The organism is Parachlamydia sp., assembly GCF_050255895.1.
GTDB lineage: Bacteria > Chlamydiota > Chlamydiia > Chlamydiales > Parachlamydiaceae > Parachlamydia > Parachlamydia acanthamoebae.
The window spans coordinates 1-19,432 of record NZ_JBFWIR010000062.1; the positions used below are offsets into that span (position 1 = coordinate 1).

A 19,432-nucleotide genomic window follows, 5' to 3' on the forward strand; every position below is an offset into this window, starting at 1 on the left:
AATGTTTGTCCTGCAGGAGATGCTGGAGCAACTTCTTGAGCAATGAGATCATCTGCCAAATGAGATTGCGTTTGCTGACGAGTTAATATGCCCTCATGCAATTCACTTGAAGAGGTTGAACTTGGGGCTTCGGATTCTGCGATCTCTATGGTTTTGGCAGGCTCTTCTTCACTGGCTGGTAAAAAATGACTTGGCTGTATTTCCCATCCCATCGCTTCTAAATCCTGCATTTCTTGGTTCGCAGAATTTTGTTTCGGTTTCTTTTGAGGATGTGGCTTATTTTTTTTCAAAGCCCGACGACTTTTGTGCGCATTTCGCTCTCGTGATTTCTGATCAAAATCTTGCGCTCCAAAGAGATGTCCGCCAAAAAAAATCGGAATTATTACAATTAAACGTAAAAGCCAAAAAAACATTTTCATAAATACTCTTAAAACGATGCTTGAAATAAAAGAACAGGAAATAGGCCTTCGTTTACCATCATTCTTTCTACGCCTGTTTGATATAGATAATGATTATACTGGTTTGCCTCTATACCAGCCCCATTAATCCCTCCAAAATACCATCCCATCTCAAAACTCGTTGTGATGAGGCCTGCCGCGATATTGCCATGGTCAAAAAACTGATAAGCCGCAGCTATAAAAAGCGTATTAATCAAAAAAGAAGTCAAAGCAGATTTTTTTTGCCCAACATACCAATAGCCCGCTCCAGGAAGAGCTGCATTCAAAAGTTGCGCTTTTTTAACAGATTTTGAGCATAGACGAAAATCCGTCAAAAATTGATCAACCGCCTGTTGGCTTTGCAATCCTTTGCTATAAACCGCGATCCTCTCAAAATCGGCATGCGCAAGTGCCGTCGACAATTGAACCGTCTGAGCCTTTTGCGGATTACATTGCTGCAATGTTTCCAAAATCGCACATGCTTTTTCGGGTTGCCCTAATTTTTCGTAGCACTCATAAAGCACTAATACGAGCTCATTAAAAGCAGGAAATTCTGCTGTTACTTGAAACAAACGACTATCCTCAAATGCTTCAATTGCTTCAACATATTTCTGTCCAAAGTAGTAGCAGAGCACAATCTCATATTCGATCTGTAAACGTCTTTCAAATTTCGAATCTGGAAGTAAAATTAACGCTCTTTTAAAAGACGTAATGGCACGATAGAGATCGATTTCACGTGCAAAAGTTTGCCCTATCAAGAGCTCTTTCCCCCAAGATTGCCTTAGCTCATCTTCCGTAAAATCAGGAAAAGGCGAGGGCAAATGCTGGATATAATTCTTGGGTGGAGAATATTGCACAATGGGGTCAAGTTGCGTATTAATGGGTTGGCACCCAATCAATGAAAAGATCCCGATTCCCAGAAAGATTCGCCTAAACAGATCTTTCTGGAAAAAAAACTTAACAACGGAGCATTCCATTCTTACCGACAATCTCCATCAAAAGTTTCACAAGCCTCACACGCTTCATATTTCTCAGTCGATTTAATATTGAAGAAATCCAATGCTTCATCCACTTCATATTTCCAGCTTCTTTTCGATTCGTTTTTGTAGCGGAAGACATCCTGTTGGTGCTTTGTCACATTTTGAACTTCTTCTTCTGTATCAATGATTTCGGGACGAATGAAAATCATGATATTGCGCTTTGCATCGGAAACCGTTTTGTCGCTAAAGGCAGCTCCAATAATAGGAAGGCCTCCTAAACAAGGCACATTCACCCTTCGTCTAGTGTCCTCATCTTGCATCATTCCGCTCAATACAAGGAAATACTTGTCTGGGACATGCACTCGCGTGGTCGTGCGACTTAAACGTGTCGTTGGACCGGGCAATGCAGTATTTAATACGTCCGAAGTCGTTGTTGAGGCAACACTACTGACTTCCTCACGAATTTCCAAAGTCACGATGTCGTTATTCCCCAAGAATGGAGTCACTTTGAATGTTGTTCCGACATTACGGAATTCAAAGTTATTCGCAATTGGCGTCCCTCCAATGTTGGAGATAGACTGTGTTTGGAATGGCGTGTTAAAACCGACAAAAATCTCAGCAGTGACATTGTCTTCGGTCAAGATTTTCGGGTTCATGATAATATTCGTGTTCGTTTTATCATGAATCGCTTTAACAAGGGCTCCAATGGAATCAAAGGTCAAATTTCCCAATGACACATTCTGCCCAAGTACGCCTAAATTATAACCAGGAAGTCGAGCTAGACCACTGGCATTCGGAAGCAATGTCTGCCCAGTCGTAATCCCTCTGTTATTAACAATCCCAGTAGTATCTAAGGCTGCCGGTAATGTGGAAGCATCGGATAAAAAGGCCTGTGAACCCGCCACATTTCCACCACCAAAACGCGTTCCCCAGTTGACACCATATTGTAAGGAATCATCTAAAGATATATCTAAAATAAGCATTTCGATGAAAACTTGGCGCAATGGAGTATCGAGCTCGGCGATTAATTCTTCTAGCTTTCTAATGGATTCAACTGTTCCTGTAAAAATGAGAGAATTAGAAGACTCCAGCCATTGAACCGTATTAATTGTCGCGACTAAATCATCATTACTTTGTCCAAGACGATTTAAGCTTGCTCCAATGAGTGAAAGCGCTTGTTGAATATCTGCCCCTTTTCGATATTGGAGTTTATGGATAAAGAACTTCGTTCGTTCAATATCGCCTAAGGGAAGGTTTGGCGTTTGCACCACATTGCGCAAAATAGGCTCGGCTGAAATCGATTCTCCCGTACCTAATCGGAAGACCCAATTTCCATTGGGATCTTTTTCCCAACGCCCTTTTGGGACACGATCTAAAGATTCTTGTGTAGCGGATGCAGGAGGTGTAGTGCCTTCCGGAACAAAAAACCAATTTCCATTTTTATCTTTGTACCAAGTTCCCTTTGGAGCAGCTTCAGTTCCTGCAGGAACATTCGGTTTAAATACCCAATTTCCTTGCGCATCTAAATCCCATCGTCCCATTGCTTGATTTTCGGCAGCAATTCCGGGAACAGCGGCCCCTTCTGCAGTGCTTGTCGCTCTCCCCTGCACATTCAAGTCTTTCATTTCATAAATACGTGTTGTCCCCTGGTTTTGATCCAAGCGCTGCAACATGGAAATGGATTTTTCGACTAGATAAGGGGATGCTACAATGAAAATACTATTTGCAGTAGGCTGCGGCACAAAAGTAATAGGCAGATCTTGAGCAATCGGAAGCATGATTTGTTGGATAAGATCCATCAAGGTGTCTAGAGAGCTATTTTTGATGACATATTGCCCTAAAACGACCCCACCAGCAGGAGCATCTAATGATTTGAGTAGTTTTGCAATTAATCGTACATTGCTAACTAAATCCGTTATGATAAGATTATTGCTGTTCTCTAAAATCTCAACAATTGCTTTTGCTGACGTTAATGGACGCACAACAGCTGCTGCTTTAGCAGAATCTATGGAATTCAGATAAAAGACTTGTGTGACAAGCTCAAAATTCCCCGGAATAACGTCCCCTGCACCAACGATAGAGATGCTACTTACATTGGGATTTTTATGAATGAGGATATTATTGCCTTCTTCCAGAATATTTAATTCGTGTACGCGTAGTTCTTGAAAAAGTGCAGCCAAAACATTGTCGATGGTTGTTAATTCTTCAGCGATAACAGTGATGTTGAAGTCCAAATCGGCTTCATCAAAAATGAAATTCTTACCTGATATGCGGCTGACAAAACGGATATATTCAACAACATGCACATTATTAAAATTGATCGAAATAAGCCTTGACGGGGGTTGAGGAGGTTCGGCTTGCGCAATAAGCTCTTCTTCAGATTCTGGATCAACGTATGCCAGGTCTTCCCCAATTTCAGTTGCAGGAGGCTCTAATTCAACGATGACATGCTCTGACAGGTCTTCTTGGGATGGGGCTCTAACCAAAGGCGTTTCTTCATGAGATGAAATTGAGGCTTCTAAGGCAATTTGAGGATCTTTTTGCTGAGCGACAGGAAGAAATTGTTCAGGTTCTATTTCCCATCCCATCTCTTCTAAGTCTTCAAGCTCTCTCGCAGCCAAATTGGATTTGACTTTAACTACCCTTTCTTTCTTCATGGATTGGCGGTTTCTTTGGAGATCAGCTTCGCGGCCATCCAAAAAATTTTGCCCTAGCGAAAGAATCGCAAGAATAAAAGCACTATTAAAAATGACCTGACGTAATTTATTTTTCATAATTCTTGCATTATCTTGCTGTATCTGTTGTCGAAAGTAAGGTCGGCCATCTTTTGTAAAAAGGTAGTTATTCCAAACAATCCAATTATTTTCCACTGAAAATCACTCAGATTGAAGAACGTCTATTTTACCGACCCGCTTGAATCAAAAGATTCGAGCTTATGCCTATTAGCTGTATAAGATTGGCATAATTTACCTCTTGGACGCAACATTTTTCGGAAAAGAGCGCAGGAAAAATGACTAAATAGTTCTTTTTTGGACGTTAACTTCTATTGTTTGCGTAAAATGCTGATAAAAGAGATGGGCCAATTGAGGATGGCTTCGGGAGATGAACTTTTTGCAATGCGGAGAAGATGCTCGGTTTGCTTTTGAGGAGTTAAATCTCGATTTTCAAAAATGGCGCGTTTAATGGCATCCTCAGAAAGAGGGGCCTGAACTTCATGTGAAGGAGAAACGGGAGTCAAGCTATCTAAAACAATAGAATCCCCCACTTCCCAATTGTGAGAAACATGCGTAAATTCAGCATTGGGATCTATTCCGAGTGGTAAATTTTCTGAAGGGATTTTTACTGGAATAGGATCAGAAGGAGATAGAGACCATAAATGCCCGTACCCGCAGGAGATATAGTGAAACTGGTTTTCATCTGGCAATAAAACCAAATAGTTTAAATTAAAAATCTGACGAGTGGTTTCATGAATGAGAATATCATTTAATCGCGTGACAAAATCTTGTGGGGACTTACAAGTTCTTGCTAAAGCTCTTCCCATCCCGCGCAGTGTTGCCGTATAAAGAACACTCGCCTCCGTTTTTTCGGAAGACTCTCCCATTAAAACGGCATACCCTCCTCCCGGGACGTCAAAGAGATCATAGAAAACCCCAAATACACGCATTCCCTTGTAATTGGCAATTCCTACATCTACACGGGACCAGAAAGGGGCCTTATCGGGAAATAGTAATGTTTGAGCATGCTTAAGACTTTCTGATAACTCGCTCAGGCGATCCCCGCTTTTTTGCTCTTTTTGAAAGTTAGGGGAATGTAAATAAGCGGATAAATCCGCGATAAAATCAACCATATCCTGATAACGATCTTCTGGTTTGATTTGTAATGCCTTACTCAAAATTTTTTGCAAAGACCTCGGCATCAAGGACAGGTGAATTTGTCCATAGCTTAATTTTCCCAGAACAAGTTCATAGGCAATAATTGCCAAAGAATAGATATCCGACGGAAATGAAACAGATTCTGGGTTCTCCTTTTGCTCGGGGCTCATATAAATGGGAGTCCCCACCAAACGGTGTTGCGCTACCACCTGGAGTGTTTTCTTATCTGTTAATTTTTGAGCAATCCCAAAATCGATAAGCTTAATTTGACCTGAATCCTCAACTAAAATGTTTTCTGGTTTGATGTCGCGGTGGATAATTCCGCGTGTATGTAAGTGACAAAGCGTATAAGCAATATCGATCACGAGCTCAATGGCTTTTTTTAGAGAAATGGGATTTTGAAGAATGTATTGCCGTAAAGAAATCCCTTGCACAAACTCCATCGCGATGTAGAGCCCTCCCTTCCAACTACCATGCCCATAAATTTTCACAATATTTGGATCGTCTGTGAGAGCGATCACCTCAGCTTCATGCTGAAAACTTCGAATGGCTTCGGGATGGCCTAAGAATTTAGGAGCTAAAACTTTGATAACCAGTGGTTCTTTTGTTTCTGGGTGGGTGCCTAAATAGAGGATGCTCATTCCTCCCTTTTGCAAAAGACATTCAATTTTGTAAGGACCGACTTTTTTAGGAACTTCCACATGCGCATCTGGCTGCTGGGGAGGGAGCAGCCCTGGGCTTGTGATACTTTTGTGAAAATCGTCACTCATCATCAAAATAAAATGGAAGCTTAAGGAAGTTTAAACACTTTAAAGGAATCTTAGACATTACTTTGAAGACATTCAACCAATCAACCAATTTCTAGTACGCGAACCCCTAAAGCATCGCCAATGGAAAGCAATTCTCCGCGTGCCACGCGCTTGCCATTTACAACAAGGTCTATTCCATCTTCAGGGTGAACATTTAACTCTAAAAGATTTCCGGGCTGAAGCTCGACCAATTTTTTGACTGTCATTTGTATACGCCCTACCTCAGCCGTTATTACTAAAGGAATATCGTCAATTGAAGGTGCAGTTTGCTTACTTGTAGTGGAAGCTTTTTCAGCCTCTACATGACTTTCTTCTTCAGCCTCATGCTCTGTTGATTCTTCCACTTCAGATTCTTCATGCTCATGCTCTTCATGCTCATGATCTTCAATTTCTGTCTCTTCATCATGGTCTAAAGCAGATTCATCTTCTGTATATTCTTCGTCTTCATCATCTGTGTAATCTTCATCCTCGTCTTCATCTTCATAGTCAGTTTCATCTTCTTCCGTTTCCTCGAATTCAGATTCTTCATGCTCATCATACTCTTCATCTTCATCTTCATCGTATTCTGAATGATTTTTTGCCATGGGTTCAGTTACCTCGTGATAAAGGGGATACTCTAGAATTTTTAGGTTCCCTTGTTTTAATTTTCCTCGGAAAAAGGGTTTTCCATTAATAGTTAAAAGGACCCTGCCGGCGTCTTCGCCTGGCTTCAAAGAGCAGGAATCCAAGATAAGCAAATCGCCTAAAGCTAATTTTTTCCATTCCCCGGCTTTTAGAGTCGTTTTACCCGCTTCTAGATGCACCACCACTTCCAAATAATCCGCATTAGGTGTCTGATACATCGCATTTTCATTGGCTTGTGCATAATGCGCTTTCCACTCTTTGTAAAACTGATCAGATAAAATGAGTCGACCTTTAACAGAATGCTCTGGAGACACTTTCGCTGTCACATCTACACATAGGGAATTGCCTTCTGGCTGAGAAGCAGGATCTTTAATTTGAATGGAGAGAGAATGATCGAACTCCACACTTTTAAAAGCGTGAATCAATTCAAGGCTCAAAAACTGAACAAATGCATTTAAAAAATCATGATCCGCCTCAAATTCGGGATGCGTTTGATTTTTCAATAAAAATCCCATTAAAAAAAGAAGATCTTGTTGGGACATGACCCACCAAACGGGACCTTCAATCGAGGAAATTCTAAATTCTCGAATAACGTATGGTTCACCAAAATCAGAAAAGAGATTTTTTTCATTTTTCCATTCTGGCAAAGAGGGGATAAAAGCCGCCTCTTTTAATTGAAATGTTTCTGCAAATTGCTGCGCAAACGCTTCCCAAGGAAAAGCCGGAGGGTAGCCAAATAAAGGGACCTCATCCTTTCGAACAAATTCAGGAGACAGGTTTTTTAGCCATGAATAGGGAACAGTAGCAGTCATTATGAAAATCTTTTTTGAAATGGGTTCTCATTTGCATTCAATTGAACGTCTGGTGCGAAGGATTATAACGAAATGGCAATTAATTCAAATAGATCCTTATTATCCTTTTTGTCTTTTCTGCCTGCCCTGTCCTTGTGATTCATCTTCATCCCGCTGATGATCATCTTTAGCAAGTTGAGTATCATCGAGATATGGACGGTTTTCCATAATTGTAGTCGTTGTCACTTGGTGCACAATCCATTCCCCTCTTTGTGCCAAAGTCTGCATTAAAGCTTCTTGGTTTTTAGGGAGATCCAGCAAATTTTTCGCTTGTTGCGTGAGGTTTTCAAAAGTAATATTAAATTCATTTCTTGCTGTATCATAGCTTGAGACAACAACTCTCGCTCCATCGAACATTTTATTAATGCCGTTCAATGTGATGGCAGTTTCCGTTTTGCCACCTTCTTTTATGCTGTATAGATCGATTTGTCCTATTTGGTCAACTATTTCTTTGATCCGATCAATCATATTCACAGGCTGAACAATAGGGGGTGTGGGGGTATAGATCGAAACCAGCTCAGTTTTGACAACCATTGGATTGACTAACGGTTGATTAGGCAATTCCTGAACAGGGTTTTGACCGTTCTTTTTCTTCGAATCAACGCCCGCTCCAAAATCTTCTATGTCATTCTGATTAATGGAGACATCCTCCATTTTGACTTCAGGTTTCTTCTCAGCATGTGGGACAAAGTAGGGTCTTTGAGCGATCTGACTGCGAGACTGCTCAAATTCTTCTTCGCCTTGATTTTGCACAGCTTGTTCTTTTGCGCTCTTATCTTCAATACCCTTGTCTCCTGCTCCCTTACGACCTCTCGCCAAATCAAAAAGGGAAGGGGATAAAGGTTTACTTTGAGCTTCTTCTTCTTGCTCTGCCTTTAAGTTTGCAGCATCGAGCGCTTTCGTGAATTTCCCTTTATCCGCGACATTCTTGCGTTTCTTTTGAGAATCTTCCTTAGCGTCATCCTTGTGAACAACTTTGAAAGTATCTTTGAGTAATTTACGATCAGGGCCTTCACTGCGATATCGATCTGCATCATCGCTAGTTACAGATAAATTTGGACCCATACTGACACTCCATTATTAACAAAATATTATTTTCTTTGGTGGATCATATACATCACCGATCCCAGTTCGTCCTGTTCGCGACCTTCGATAATCTCTTCTTCTTTCTTCAGCTCTTGCAACCAGTCTTTGCGATGCGTCATCAGTTTATCCACCTCTTGACGCTTGCGTTTCAGCTCTTCTTTGGCAACTTCAAGATTTTTTTCAGCGACAGTGACCTGTTCTTTTTGATCCGCAACTTTTTTTTCTTCAACCTTCAAACGCTCTTGTACAATTTTAATGTACACCTTCATTTGTAAAATCTTAGGACTCGTGGTCCCATGATCCATTTCATAACGCATTTGATCCATCTTAGCTTTCAAATGCTCAAGGACCTTATCTCGTTCGGCTTCACGTTTGGCTAACGTTTCCTTCTCTCTCTCAAGGGCCAATTTTTTATCAGCAACAACCCTCTCAGCATCTTCAACACGCTTCTGCTTGACTTGCAAAACTTGCTGTAAAGGATAGACCACTTTAGCCATAAATTTGCAACCTCATCGCTTATTTAAACATGCTGCGCAATAGTTGCATGGTTTCTTGGTAGGAACATTTTTCATCAACCCCTTGCTTAAGGAATTTATTCACCTTATCAATGTGATCAATGGCAAAGTCCCCTGCCTTATCGGCGCCCCGTTTATATTCCCCAATTTTAATCAAAAGTTCGTTCTTTTTATAGTTTGCCAAAACTTCTTTCAATTTTCCTACTAGCTGTAAATGCTCTTTTGGCACAATCGAAGGCATGACCCGGCTAGCAGAAGAAAGAACGTCAATCGCAGGATAATGGTACTGGCGCGCAAGCTCACTAGAGAGAATGATATGTCCATCGAGAATAGAGCGAACTTCGTCGGCCACAGGTTCATTCATGTCATCCCCTGCTACCAGAATGGTGTAAAATGCAGTAATGGATCCAACATCTGAATTTCCTGTTCTTTCCAAGAGCTTTGGCAAAGTAGAGAAGACAGAGGGTGTGTAACCAGCACGCGCAGGAGGTTCCCCAGCTGCCAGCCCCACTTCACGCAGGGCTCGCGCAAAACGTGTCACGGAGTCCATCATCAAAATGACGGATTTTCCTTGATCGCGGAAATATTCGGCAATCGCAGTGCCTACATAAGCCGCATTTAAACGCAGCTGAGAGGCTTGGTCAGAAGTTGACACTACCAAAACAGAACGTTTAAGACCTTCAGGTCCTAAGTCTTTTTCAATAAAGTCACGAAGCTCACGCCCCCGTTCACCAATCAGGCTAATCACGTTAACATCTGCCATCGCATTACGCGCGATCATCCCAAGTGTGGTAGACTTACCTCCACCGGCTGCCGCAAAAATGCCGACGCGCTGCCCTAAACCTGTGGTTAACACACCATCTATTGCCCGAATTCCTACAGAAATAGGCTCTACAATACGCTTTCTTTTCAAAGGATCGGGGGGAGCTTGAATAACAGGATAAACTTCATTTAATTCTAGAGGTCCTTTTGTAGCCACGTCAAGCGGCTCACCTAAACCATTTAAAACACGTCCAAGTAATTGCGGACCAACTTTAATGTGGAGAGGGAGGCGAGTCGGAATCACTTCAGAAGAGGGCCCAATGCCTGTCATCTCTCCTAAAGGGGAAAGAAAAACTTCTTCTCGGGTAAAACCCACAACTTCTGTTAAAAGGGGTTCCCCTTCTCTTTTCACAAGACAGACTTCCCCAATTTTGACTTGAGGAACGATGGCCTTAATCAACATCCCAACTGTTTCTGTGATTCTTCCGTTAACAGTTGTTAGCTGTACGTCATCCAATTCACCAATTAATTTATCGAATTCATCATCTAAAGACATTGTGACTTCCCTTCCCTGAAAAGAGCCCAGCTAAAAATACAAACTCATGGCAAAAAAGAGCCTTCCCTCCTTGCTTTAGGTTATGCATTATAAGCTCTCGACGGCCAGCTTAAATTTGAACGTTCATAATCGTTTTTGTTGAATCGAGTGATTTAGTCAGAACGCTCGTAAAAAACTCCATCTCTTGTTGGATGAACCCTACCTTGATCTGGATAAGTAGCATGTTAGCGGGATTAATTTCCGCACGGTTAGCATGCATAATCTGCACATCATTGGCCAGGTGCTCCAATTGAAATTGAGAATGGGTTAGCAATCCCAAAAAGTGTTCAATCGGATTTGTTTTTACAGGTGCGACTTCTGGCGGAGTATACTCGACACCCGCTTTTTGCAAAGCCACCTTCAAGTTATCATCAACATGAGACAGCTTGTTGCGCAAGAGATTGCGAACAGAACCGTTGAGCTCAAGATCGGAAGTCGCGAGAGTATTTCGAATAGAATCAATTTGTTTTACAACAGTCTGTGTTTGCGCCACCAATTGATCCGCAGATGGATATTTATTTACATTTACATTGGCACGGCTGGCATCTCCAACAGCATCAATTAATGAATGTTGTTCACGGCTCGCATTGGCCGTTTCTTGCGTTTGAGTCGACTCTACTGCAGTTTGTTGCTGCATTAAAGCATCGAAACGATCCTTATCGGGGATTTTTTCGATAGGCTCTTGCGCTTGGAGAGCTTTGCTTATTTTTGATACTTTTTCTATTTTTTCTATAGCCATGATTTAACTTCCTTATTAATGAGAGAGTTAACGATCATGCACGCCTGGTTATTTTTTGAAATTCGGCTGGAAATTCCGACTCACTATTCATCCAGGTTATGATGAACTAGACTCTTCTTTTTCCGCCTCTCGATCAGGGAAGAAAGGAGATTTTTTCTTATTAAGGTCTTTTTCTGCCCATTCGAGAGAAATTTCACCTAAATTTTTAATCGTTGCGTCATTTGTTTTATCAACAGCTTCGCGAATCATCTTTTCGCCTTTTTTTCTCTTTGGCTTTGTCAGTAGAAAACAAATCCCTAAAAAAGTTTGCGCTAAATGATTTTCAGGTTCTTGTTGAATCACAGTTTCAAAAATGCGAGTGGCTTCTTTTACTTCTAGTTTATTCAATGCAATATAGCCTAGCCCAATCTGGGGGGCTGTATGCCCGGGGCTCATCGCTTCTGCAGCATGGAAAATGCGTGTTGCGCTGATTTCGTCCAATTGCTTAACAGCTAGAAAACCAGCCTCGATTAGCAAAGGGAAGTCATCTAGAAAGTTATAAAGCTTCTTCTTATCCGTATCCATCCGCTGGGCATCCTCTTTTGCATGGTTGAGTCAATTCCATCCATTAACCAGTTTTAAGCAGCGACCATATAGCTTTTCAGCTAACGATCGCTGCTTCGTCATAAACCGTAGTCGTCTACGCCGATTAACCTTTAATACCTTGAGCCATTCTAGTAATCGCTGAGTTCGCTGCACTGATAACCGCTGTAGACATCTCTGATAGTTGAGATAAGTGGTTCATTAACATTTGCATTTCGAACATATCGCCGATACTAATCGCGCTACGTCTATTTTTAATTTCAAGCAGTTTGGCTTTCGCGCTAACAGTCGCATCGTTAACAACTTCAAATAGCCTTTTTACACTAAACCCTGACTGAATGTTAACTGAGCCGGTTCCGCCAAAACGATCTGGGCTTGTCATAGTATCCTCCTAGATTAATTAATTACTACTGGAGAATAAGTTTGCCAGTGATTCATACTGGAAATTCCATTTCCTTAAGTCGACCTTTCGGCCTCCCCGTTTCTGAATCGCTTCATCCTTAAATCTTTTATTGTAAGTGTTCAATAGGGTATCCATTTAATCATTTAGGCGTTATTTAATAAACGACAAAAATTGATCTCAATGGACTCCCCTATTGAACACTTACACTTATTTTTTTGTTTTACTTCGCGAGATCACTTTTAGCATGGATGTATATCCATGAAGAAGAGCGCCATATTGATCAAACTCTTCTTTATTCTCTCCTCCTCTCAAAATCTCTTTGATTTTTTGAATACGGAGTTCAATTTTTTGTTTTAATGCCCGCATTTTCACAGGATCCGCTAGATCTTTTTCGATTTCGAACATGAATTCTTCGGGCTTTTGATCTTTTTTTTGTTTTTCAAGTCCAAACATGAAAACCTCAACTTGATAGGATGCAAGTAGTAAAACTACACAACTTTCTATTATTATTATAGCATAAAAGGGTTAATTTTGCAAGGGAGTTAAAGTTTTTCGTTTACAACAACCCTTTCTCTCATTAGCCCTAGAAATCAATTCGGTATTTTTTCCCATCTTTTTCAAGAATAATCATATGCGATCTAATCTCTTTAATGGTCATTCCATCCAAAACGTCGTTCGTTTGGAGAATACGGCCATTAATAACCACACTGATGGTATTGCCTTGGCTAGAAAACCCACTTACTCGGTATTGGCTTGTGATGTTTTCAATCGCACTCGCAGGGGCTCTTTCTGCAACCAAGTTTTGCACGGACCGAATTCCAGGAATTTTCATAAAACCATCAACTAACACATCGTAATTCTTCAAATTTTTAGGATCCACATTCCCAGTCAAAGTGAGCTGCCCTTCATGCATCGCTACTTTAACATCTCGCATTCCATGGCTTTGCAATTGGAATGTCACATTTGAAACCACATCCTCTTCCACAATCACTTTTTTCTCTAAGAGGTCCAAATAGGGAAAGTTAGAGCTCAGGTAATCCGACAATTGCTCGGCTTGCTTACGCGTTTCCAAATAACCCGATAAAACAAAGTGACCCGCTGTCGGTGCATGTACAGTCACACCTTTCCAAAGAGGATTGCGTGTTAACACCTGGTTAATTTCTTTCCATACATATTCATCAATTACAATGCCAGAATCATCTAAACTTTTAATGAAGGGCAACCCCTGTAGATTATATAAAAGTTGGTTCCGATCAACCCCTGTCAAAACATGTCCAACAAGAAGCAATCTGCCAGTTGACGTATTATAGGAATGCTTGACACTTGGGAACATGGATAATGCTTCCTCAATCTTTTTATCGGAATCTGCGACTTCTTGCCTTTCAACAGGCTTACTTTGAAATAGAGTTGCAATTCCCATGCCAACCAATGCAAAAAGACCTGTAATAATGGCAATTAAAATAAAAGCGCTTAAAGCATGTGCGGATTTATCTGATTTTTTTAGCTCTGGAGCAGGAGGAACTTCAGCAACAGGAGATTCTTCAGAAACGACATCTGGTTGAGGTGCGGGCTTTTCTTCTTCTCTTTGCAGAACTTTCACTATAGAAGGCAGCAAAGGAGAGATAATGGTATGCATTTCCCCTTCTCTGTCAAAAATGATGAACGACGTTGTTCCCATCGTAACAACCACATTTGTCTCAAGAGGTCTTCTTTCTTTAAGAGGCTCTCCATCAACGAGCGTTCCATTGCGACTTTTAAGATCTTCTATAAAAAGATTATCTTGATCATCAATCGTAATTTTAGCATGCGTTCGAGAAACACTTGTATCATGAAAGACAACATCGCATGCATTAGGATCTGTTCCAATTACATAACTACTGGAAGGTTGAAGAGAGAATTCTGCCCCGTTATTAGGACCTCCAATGACTTTGAGCATCCAGCGGCCAGATTCTTCCAAACCAAAATTAATCTCGGCAAGCGAGCCCCCTTCATCTTCATCAAAAAGGGTATCTTCTGCTGTAAAAGTTTCAGGCTCATCATCTACAGACTGCTCAGGCAAACTTTTTTCTTCATGACTTGGGGTTACTACTTCGCTTGGAATACTCATAGGTGTTTCTACTGGTTCTTCTTTATGTTCTTCTTTTTCTGAAGATTCTAATGGTTTTGTCTCTTCTTTTTCAGCTGATGCAACCGGTTCTTCTTGATGCTCGCTTTCGGCAGCTTCAGGCTCTTCTACTTTTTGCTCAGCCTGTGGCTCCTGATCCGATTGCTCTGGCGATTCCTCTTTTGGCGTTGCTGCCTGTTCCTCTGATGATTCTGAGTGTGCTGCAGCAGGTAATTCGTCAGGCTGTTCAACTTGTTCTGGCTGCGATTCTAGAGGTGCGCCATCTTCAGCGACAAGATCTTGAGCTGACTGAGGAGTTACAGCACTTTGATCGGGCTTAGCCTCTTGCGAAATAGGAGGTTCACTTGGTTCCTGATGCTCAGATGATACGGACTCGGCGGCGTCCTCTTCTTCCGGCTCTTCATCTAACAAATCTTCTTTGAGCTCTTTAACGTGTTGAGTCACATCTGGAACATCAACCGAATTAGACTCCGGAGTATCAGCATCCGTTCCAACGTGAAAGCGAAAAGTGCCACTTCCAATTTTAATGCTGTCTCCCTCATGCAAAAGATAAGGAGCCTTAATTTCTTGATTATTAACTTGTACGGGATTTGTGGTGCTAAGATTCTCCAGGGTAATGCCTTCTGGAGTTTTGCGGCAAATAGCATGCTTACGCGAAGCCTCTGGATCTTCCACCAAAAGCTGGCACTCATCTGGGTCACGCCCAATCACCCATTGATCACCCATATTCAGGGAAAGGGCTAGCCCTTTAAGCAATCCATCTTCTGCAATCAACTTTGCCGACATAGGTTTAGTACCCTTTAAGTCCGTTTTAAATCACATTAGACCATAGAAGCATGTATCATTTCTTAATAAAAAGATACAATTTTCGTGCCAATCTTCATAGGGGCCATTAAAAAATATATTTGTTCACACGAAACTAATTATAGCATAAGCCCCTTTTTAAATGGCTATATTACAAGGAAAAGATGTGCTGTTTATACTCAAATTTCAAGCTAACAACCATTTAATATTCTGCCTAAATTTATTCATTAAACAATGGATTTTGATTTAGCTAGAGAAAGAAGGCTCTCTCGTCAGTTTTTAGAACTTGTACATAAAAAATTAAATCGACAAAATCTTTTCAAAAAAGGAGTTTGTCATGTTACCAACAACCTTAGCCACGCAACTCTGGTATTATGCTAAGAGCGAACATGAAGAAGCTCATCCCGCCACCAACGCCATTATTGAGAGAATTCAACTGGAGTGCTATCCACCTGTAAGCTACATGGGACGTAGACATCCCAACCAGGATTTAGTTGATGTGTGTAAATATGCGATCATTTTTTTTGAATCAACCAAAACATCCTACAGCTTAAAAAATCGGTTACAGCGCAAGATTAAGCATTGTGTCAAGCTGGAGAATCTGCAATTTCATATAGCCCTAAAGTTCATGTTAGAATGGTACAGCGCAACTCCGTTTACAAAGCTTAGCACAAAAAAAATCGTGACCCGTCTATTGCAAGACATTCAAATGATCGGATCGGATGAAAACAAAGTGGAGGACCTGAAAAAAATATGTGCGGATCTATCCGCTAGAGAAAAAACACCCCCAACTTTAAAAGCGGTTTTAACGAATACCCTCCTGGCCTGCCAATCCACTCAAAAGCAAAGAGAACGTTTAAATTCTCTTAGAATATCCATGCTCAGCCCCATTACAGTCTATATTTGGAAAGCTAAAGGCAATATTGGCCACATTGCTCTAAAAACATCAAGACAGTATATCAGCTTTTTGTCAAAACATCGCGTCCGATCTGACAATCCAAGCAATTGCCATTTGTATTTTAATGATTTAAAAGACCTAAATCGGACAGCAGATCAAAAAATCACCTTATACAGTTTAAACACCGATTTAATCCTTCAAGGATTTAACATTCTGAAACAGTTGAATTGGAAAGAGGCAACTGAAAAAAATTGTTCAAGCGCGATTGCCGCACTCCTTATTTTAGGAGGATTTAGAAATATTTTTGACAACGTCTTTTCGCCCCTGCCTGATGCTAGTGAGATTCAAAAAATATTAGAAGCTGCGCAAAAAAAGATGATAGACATCAAAATCAAGTACATATTCACAGGCAAGGTTCTCCCTAACCATTTTTCAGATCCACTTAAAAGAGCCTCTGAAATCGAGCAGGATCAATATGAGAATCTTATTGATCCCATCTCATTAGCAAAAAACGCCATTAACAATGTGATCTATGAAAATCTAAAAATCGATGTAAAATTGCACTTATATGTTTTAAAAAGAGACCTCGTTCTCGACACCTATAGATTACCTGTCAATGATGCCCATCGCATAAAACGACATGCGCTGGTCGAGATGGTGAAAGAATTGCATGAAGTCTTTTTACAAACATGCTTAAAAGACAAAACGTTAATCTTAGAAAGAATTGATCAACACACAACATTTTTTAAACTATTAGCACAACATGAAAATTTCAATCATATGGGTTACTGGGAATATTTAAATGCAATCATTGAAAGTTATAAATTTGATAAAAACACCAAACATTTAAAAAATAAATGGATAAAAAGAATAGAAGAATTAAAAAAACTATCAATTAAAGAATATCATTTAGGAAATTAATCAAACTTTAAATGTCATTGACTTTTAACCAATTTAAAACTATAATTTTTATTATTGTTTTTGTTTTTTAACAAAGGTCATACATATGAAAGTTGATTATGATGTCGTGATTATTGGTGCCGGCCCCATAGGAATCTCAACAGCATGTGCTCTAAAGGCAATGAATAAGAAATTGAAGATATGTGTATTGGATAAACGTCCCACAGCGACACGCACACACGGCCTTAAAATCCATAACGATTCAATCGCAAAAATTTCTCATATCCTCCACCGTTCCAGAAACAAAGAAAACAGCTCCCAAGTAGATATTCAGCAATTAAAAGCTAAATTTAAAGAGTGGAAAAAACATTTTGTCCCCACAGACAAGATAGAAGCTGATTTAAAAGAAATCGCCAAAGGACAGGGAATCAAAGTTAAAAGAAAAGAAGCTTATGAACTGACAGAAGATCATCTTCAAAGACTCTTAGATGACACTTCGTCCCCTGAAAGCGATCAAAAAATACTCCAAATCCTACGAAATGCAAAAGTTGTCATCGGAGCCGATGGGGCCCATAGTGTCGTCAGAAAAAAAGTCATGGGAAACAAATTAGCAGAAAAAAAGACTCGCCAATACGTCGTCCAACTCAAGTATCAAACTGTAGGAGATGCTAAACCACGAAATTTTTTCGAAGCCTCTGCAATGCCCCTAGGCGGTTTTGTTGATTTCGAATTGATGAGTAAAGCCAATAAAGGAACTCAAAAGCCAGTCACTTTAAACGTTGTTGTCGATAAAAAGACATACGAGGCACTTAAACCAAGTGGAACAGAGAATGCGAAAGGCACATTCCGTCATCCATGGTCTTTAGAAGAAATTCAGGAAAAATCAAAGATAGATAAAAAAGTGTATCGCGTTTACAGAAACTTTTTAAAAAATTTGACAACCCATTCAGATTACACAGATGCAAAAGTTTCAACAATTGAACTCGCCACTTACCGAAGTAAAGAAAGTGTAAAAAACCACAATGGGAAAATATTTCTTTTAGTTGGCGATGCGAATTCTGGAATGATCCTGGGAAGAGGATTTAATAAAGGCTTGAAAGAAGCGGGATTGTGCGCGCAGGCAGTTGCCAAATTTTTTGAGAAAGAACATCCAGAAACAGGCTCGATTCCGGATGAATTTATGCAATATCAACGTGAAGCAAAAAAAACATTTTCACAGGAAAAAATCGGAGTAAAAATAAAGGTCGGCATCATCAAAACAGCCAATCTCTTTGCCAAGCTTTTTTGGAAAATCAGGTGCGCTTTCAGACGAATAATCCCTAAACATTAAGTTTTCCTTGAATCCTTATTTTGTTCATGAACTTGCGCTTGCATATCTTTTTAAGCCCAGATTCCATTGAACCCTGACCAGGAAAAAAAATATGCACGTCCCGAAAAGCAAGATCATCAAATTTTTCATTTGAAACTCTTGCTTCAAAATGTCGACCGATAAATTTGTACATAAAAGAAATGGAATGACATAACTAAATCCAAATTGAATGGCTTTAGGATATACCTGCATTGGCCTTGACCCCAATTGAACCATTTGACTGGACAGAGTTGTTATATTACTTGAATCTGTAAACCAAAATGCACATGCGACAGCACATTGGTGTGTCAGGTAAATCAAAAATACCCCGACCAATACCATTGCAATATACATCGTAAATACTATGATGGTCACATTCAGGCTTAATCCCTGCACTCCAAGGTAAACAAGCCAAATCGGAATGGGAAGATTGAATAAGCTCGGATAATCGACTCTTTGAATAGAGGACAACATTTGTGAATCCATAGGTTTGACTAAATCAAAGTCAAGATCCCCATACTTGATTTTAAGGACAAATTCGTCGTGAGCGATTTCAAAAAGAAATGTATACAAACATACCATTAAATTGAAAGTCCCGAGAAGAATGTAAAAAGAATTTTTATCCCAGGTATTAATAACATCTTCAAAGTTGTAATAAACATCGACTGAAAGAATCTCCCCAACCAAAAAAATCAGCGAAAACAAAATCGTCAAAATAGATGAAAGTTTATACGCAGCAAAATACTTAAAGCTAATGATAAAATATAGCTTCCAGATTCTAAGACTGCGAAACAAACTTTTATGAATTGACGGCTTCATATTTTTTTAATCCTTTTTTCCACAAAATCTTAAAAGACAAAAATAACATCAAAGTCCAGACCAAAATTATACACACATGACGAACTAGTTCATCATTTGTAAACCCACCCTGAAGCATCTTTACGCTAAAATATCCAAAATAGGGAAACGGCGTATAGGAAGCGACTAAAGCCAAATTAGGTGGCAGAAGGTCTAAAGGAGCAATAACGCCGCCGAATAATAGCATACATCCTTGAAACAGACGTTTCAAAGGCCACATTTCAACTAACCAAAAAGCAAATTG

The 19,432-nt window shown here is 40.1% G+C and carries 16 protein-coding genes and 1 pseudogene; 2 read left to right on the plus strand and 15 right to left on the minus strand.

The annotated features are described in order from the left end of the window. The 13 genes and pseudogenes from AB7E63_RS10545 to sctD form a co-directional block, all read right to left on the minus strand. Positions 1 to 419: pseudogene (locus tag AB7E63_RS10545) on the minus strand (secretin N-terminal domain-containing protein); the annotation flags it as partial. Between the two features lie 8 nt (positions 420 to 427). Beyond that, a complete protein-coding gene (locus AB7E63_RS10550; protein ID WP_284452975.1) occupies positions 428 to 1,414 on the minus strand; it encodes a tetratricopeptide repeat protein in 987 nt (328 codons plus the stop codon). Between the two features lie 2 nt (positions 1,415 to 1,416). Beyond that, complete coding sequence (locus AB7E63_RS10555) at positions 1,417 to 4,287, minus strand: secretin N-terminal domain-containing protein (protein ID WP_284452976.1); 2,871 nt, start codon at positions 4,285 to 4,287, stop codon at positions 1,417 to 1,419. A 173-nt stretch (positions 4,288 to 4,460) separates the two neighbouring features. Then, a complete protein-coding gene (locus tag AB7E63_RS10560; protein WP_284452977.1) occupies positions 4,461 to 6,062 on the minus strand; it encodes a protein kinase domain-containing protein in 1,602 nt (533 codons plus the stop codon). A 77-nt stretch (positions 6,063 to 6,139) separates the two neighbouring features. Then, positions 6,140 to 7,534, minus strand: coding sequence for a type III secretion system cytoplasmic ring protein SctQ (sctQ, locus tag AB7E63_RS10565; RefSeq protein WP_284452978.1), 1,395 nt, complete (start codon positions 7,532 to 7,534; stop codon positions 6,140 to 6,142). A gap of 99 nt (positions 7,535 to 7,633) precedes the next feature. After that, complete coding sequence (locus AB7E63_RS10570) at positions 7,634 to 8,638, minus strand: hypothetical protein (protein WP_284452979.1); 1,005 nt, start codon at positions 8,636 to 8,638, stop codon at positions 7,634 to 7,636. Positions 8,639 to 8,664: 26 nt separating this feature from the next. Further along, on the minus strand, positions 8,665 to 9,156 hold the full coding sequence (locus tag AB7E63_RS10575; protein ID WP_428419452.1) for a type III secretion T3S chaperone: 492 nt from the start codon (positions 9,154 to 9,156) through the stop codon (positions 8,665 to 8,667). A gap of 19 nt (positions 9,157 to 9,175) precedes the next feature. Continuing rightward, a complete protein-coding gene (fliI, locus tag AB7E63_RS10580) occupies positions 9,176 to 10,492 on the minus strand; it encodes a flagellar protein export ATPase FliI (RefSeq protein ID WP_006341192.1) in 1,317 nt (438 codons plus the stop codon). 109 nt (positions 10,493 to 10,601) lie between these two features. Beyond that, on the minus strand, positions 10,602 to 11,270 hold the full coding sequence (locus AB7E63_RS10585; protein ID WP_006341191.1) for a hypothetical protein: 669 nt from the start codon (positions 11,268 to 11,270) through the stop codon (positions 10,602 to 10,604). A 96-nt stretch (positions 11,271 to 11,366) separates the two neighbouring features. Beyond that, positions 11,367 to 11,834, minus strand: a complete 468-nt coding sequence (locus AB7E63_RS10590) for a tetratricopeptide repeat protein (protein ID WP_006341190.1) — start codon at positions 11,832 to 11,834, stop codon at positions 11,367 to 11,369. Positions 11,835 to 11,958: 124 nt separating this feature from the next. Further along, on the minus strand, positions 11,959 to 12,234 hold the full coding sequence (locus AB7E63_RS10595; protein WP_006341189.1) for a DUF5407 domain-containing protein: 276 nt from the start codon (positions 12,232 to 12,234) through the stop codon (positions 11,959 to 11,961). Between the two features lie 228 nt (positions 12,235 to 12,462). Next, on the minus strand, positions 12,463 to 12,708 hold the full coding sequence (locus AB7E63_RS10600; RefSeq protein WP_006341188.1) for a DUF5398 domain-containing protein: 246 nt from the start codon (positions 12,706 to 12,708) through the stop codon (positions 12,463 to 12,465). A 130-nt stretch (positions 12,709 to 12,838) separates the two neighbouring features. Then, entirely contained in the window at positions 12,839 to 15,166 is a 2,328-nt protein-coding gene (sctD, locus tag AB7E63_RS10605; RefSeq protein ID WP_006341187.1) for a type III secretion system inner membrane ring subunit SctD, read from the minus strand. 355 nt (positions 15,167 to 15,521) lie between these two features. Here sctD and AB7E63_RS10610 point away from each other — a divergent pair, with 355 nt between their 5' ends. Next, positions 15,522 to 17,003, plus strand: coding sequence for a hypothetical protein (locus AB7E63_RS10610; protein WP_428419456.1), 1,482 nt, complete (start codon positions 15,522 to 15,524; stop codon positions 17,001 to 17,003). Between the two features lie 85 nt (positions 17,004 to 17,088). After that, entirely contained in the window at positions 17,089 to 18,312 is a 1,224-nt protein-coding gene (locus AB7E63_RS10615) for an FAD-dependent oxidoreductase (RefSeq protein ID WP_428419458.1), read from the plus strand. A gap of 24 nt (positions 18,313 to 18,336) precedes the next feature. Here AB7E63_RS10615 and AB7E63_RS10620 read toward each other — a convergent pair whose 3' ends face one another. Both AB7E63_RS10620 and AB7E63_RS10625 read right to left on the minus strand, forming a co-directional pair. Continuing rightward, entirely contained in the window at positions 18,337 to 19,149 is an 813-nt protein-coding gene (locus AB7E63_RS10620) for an ABC transporter permease (protein ID WP_428419460.1), read from the minus strand. Continuing rightward, a partial coding sequence (locus tag AB7E63_RS10625; RefSeq protein ID WP_428419462.1) for an ABC-2 family transporter protein occupies positions 19,130 to 19,432 on the minus strand: 303 nt, incomplete at its 5' end. The genes AB7E63_RS10620 and AB7E63_RS10625, both read right to left, overlap by 20 nt.

Coding starts and splice junctions, on each gene's coding strand:
- AB7E63_RS10570 (WP_284452979.1), bottom strand. CDS start 8,638: ATGGGTCCAAATTTATCTGTAACTAGCGATGATGCAGATCGATATCGC.
- fliI (WP_006341192.1), bottom strand. CDS start 10,492: ATGTCTTTAGATGATGAATTCGATAAATTAATTGGTGAATTGGATGAC.
- AB7E63_RS10550 (WP_284452975.1), bottom strand. CDS start 1,414: ATGGAATGCTCCGTTGTTAAGTTTTTTTTCCAGAAAGATCTGTTTAGG.
- AB7E63_RS10600 (WP_006341188.1), bottom strand. CDS start 12,708: ATGTTTGGACTTGAAAAACAAAAAAAAGATCAAAAGCCCGAAGAATTC.
- AB7E63_RS10560 (WP_284452977.1), bottom strand. CDS start 6,062: ATGATGAGTGACGATTTTCACAAAAGTATCACAAGCCCAGGGCTGCTC.
- sctQ (WP_284452978.1), bottom strand. CDS start 7,534: ATGACTGCTACTGTTCCCTATTCATGGCTAAAAAACCTGTCTCCTGAA.
- AB7E63_RS10610 (WP_428419456.1), top strand. CDS start 15,522: ATGTTACCAACAACCTTAGCCACGCAACTCTGGTATTATGCTAAGAGC.
- AB7E63_RS10575 (WP_428419452.1), bottom strand. CDS start 9,156: ATGGCTAAAGTGGTCTATCCTTTACAGCAAGTTTTGCAAGTCAAGCAG.
- AB7E63_RS10585 (WP_006341191.1), bottom strand. CDS start 11,270: ATGGCTATAGAAAAAATAGAAAAAGTATCAAAAATAAGCAAAGCTCTC.
- AB7E63_RS10590 (WP_006341190.1), bottom strand. CDS start 11,834: ATGGATACGGATAAGAAGAAGCTTTATAACTTTCTAGATGACTTCCCT.
- sctD (WP_006341187.1), bottom strand. CDS start 15,166: ATGTCGGCAAAGTTGATTGCAGAAGATGGATTGCTTAAAGGGCTAGCC.
- AB7E63_RS10615 (WP_428419458.1), top strand. CDS start 17,089: ATGAAAGTTGATTATGATGTCGTGATTATTGGTGCCGGCCCCATAGGA.
- AB7E63_RS10595 (WP_006341189.1), bottom strand. CDS start 12,234: ATGACAAGCCCAGATCGTTTTGGCGGAACCGGCTCAGTTAACATTCAG.
- AB7E63_RS10620 (WP_428419460.1), bottom strand. CDS start 19,149: ATGAAGCCGTCAATTCATAAAAGTTTGTTTCGCAGTCTTAGAATCTGG.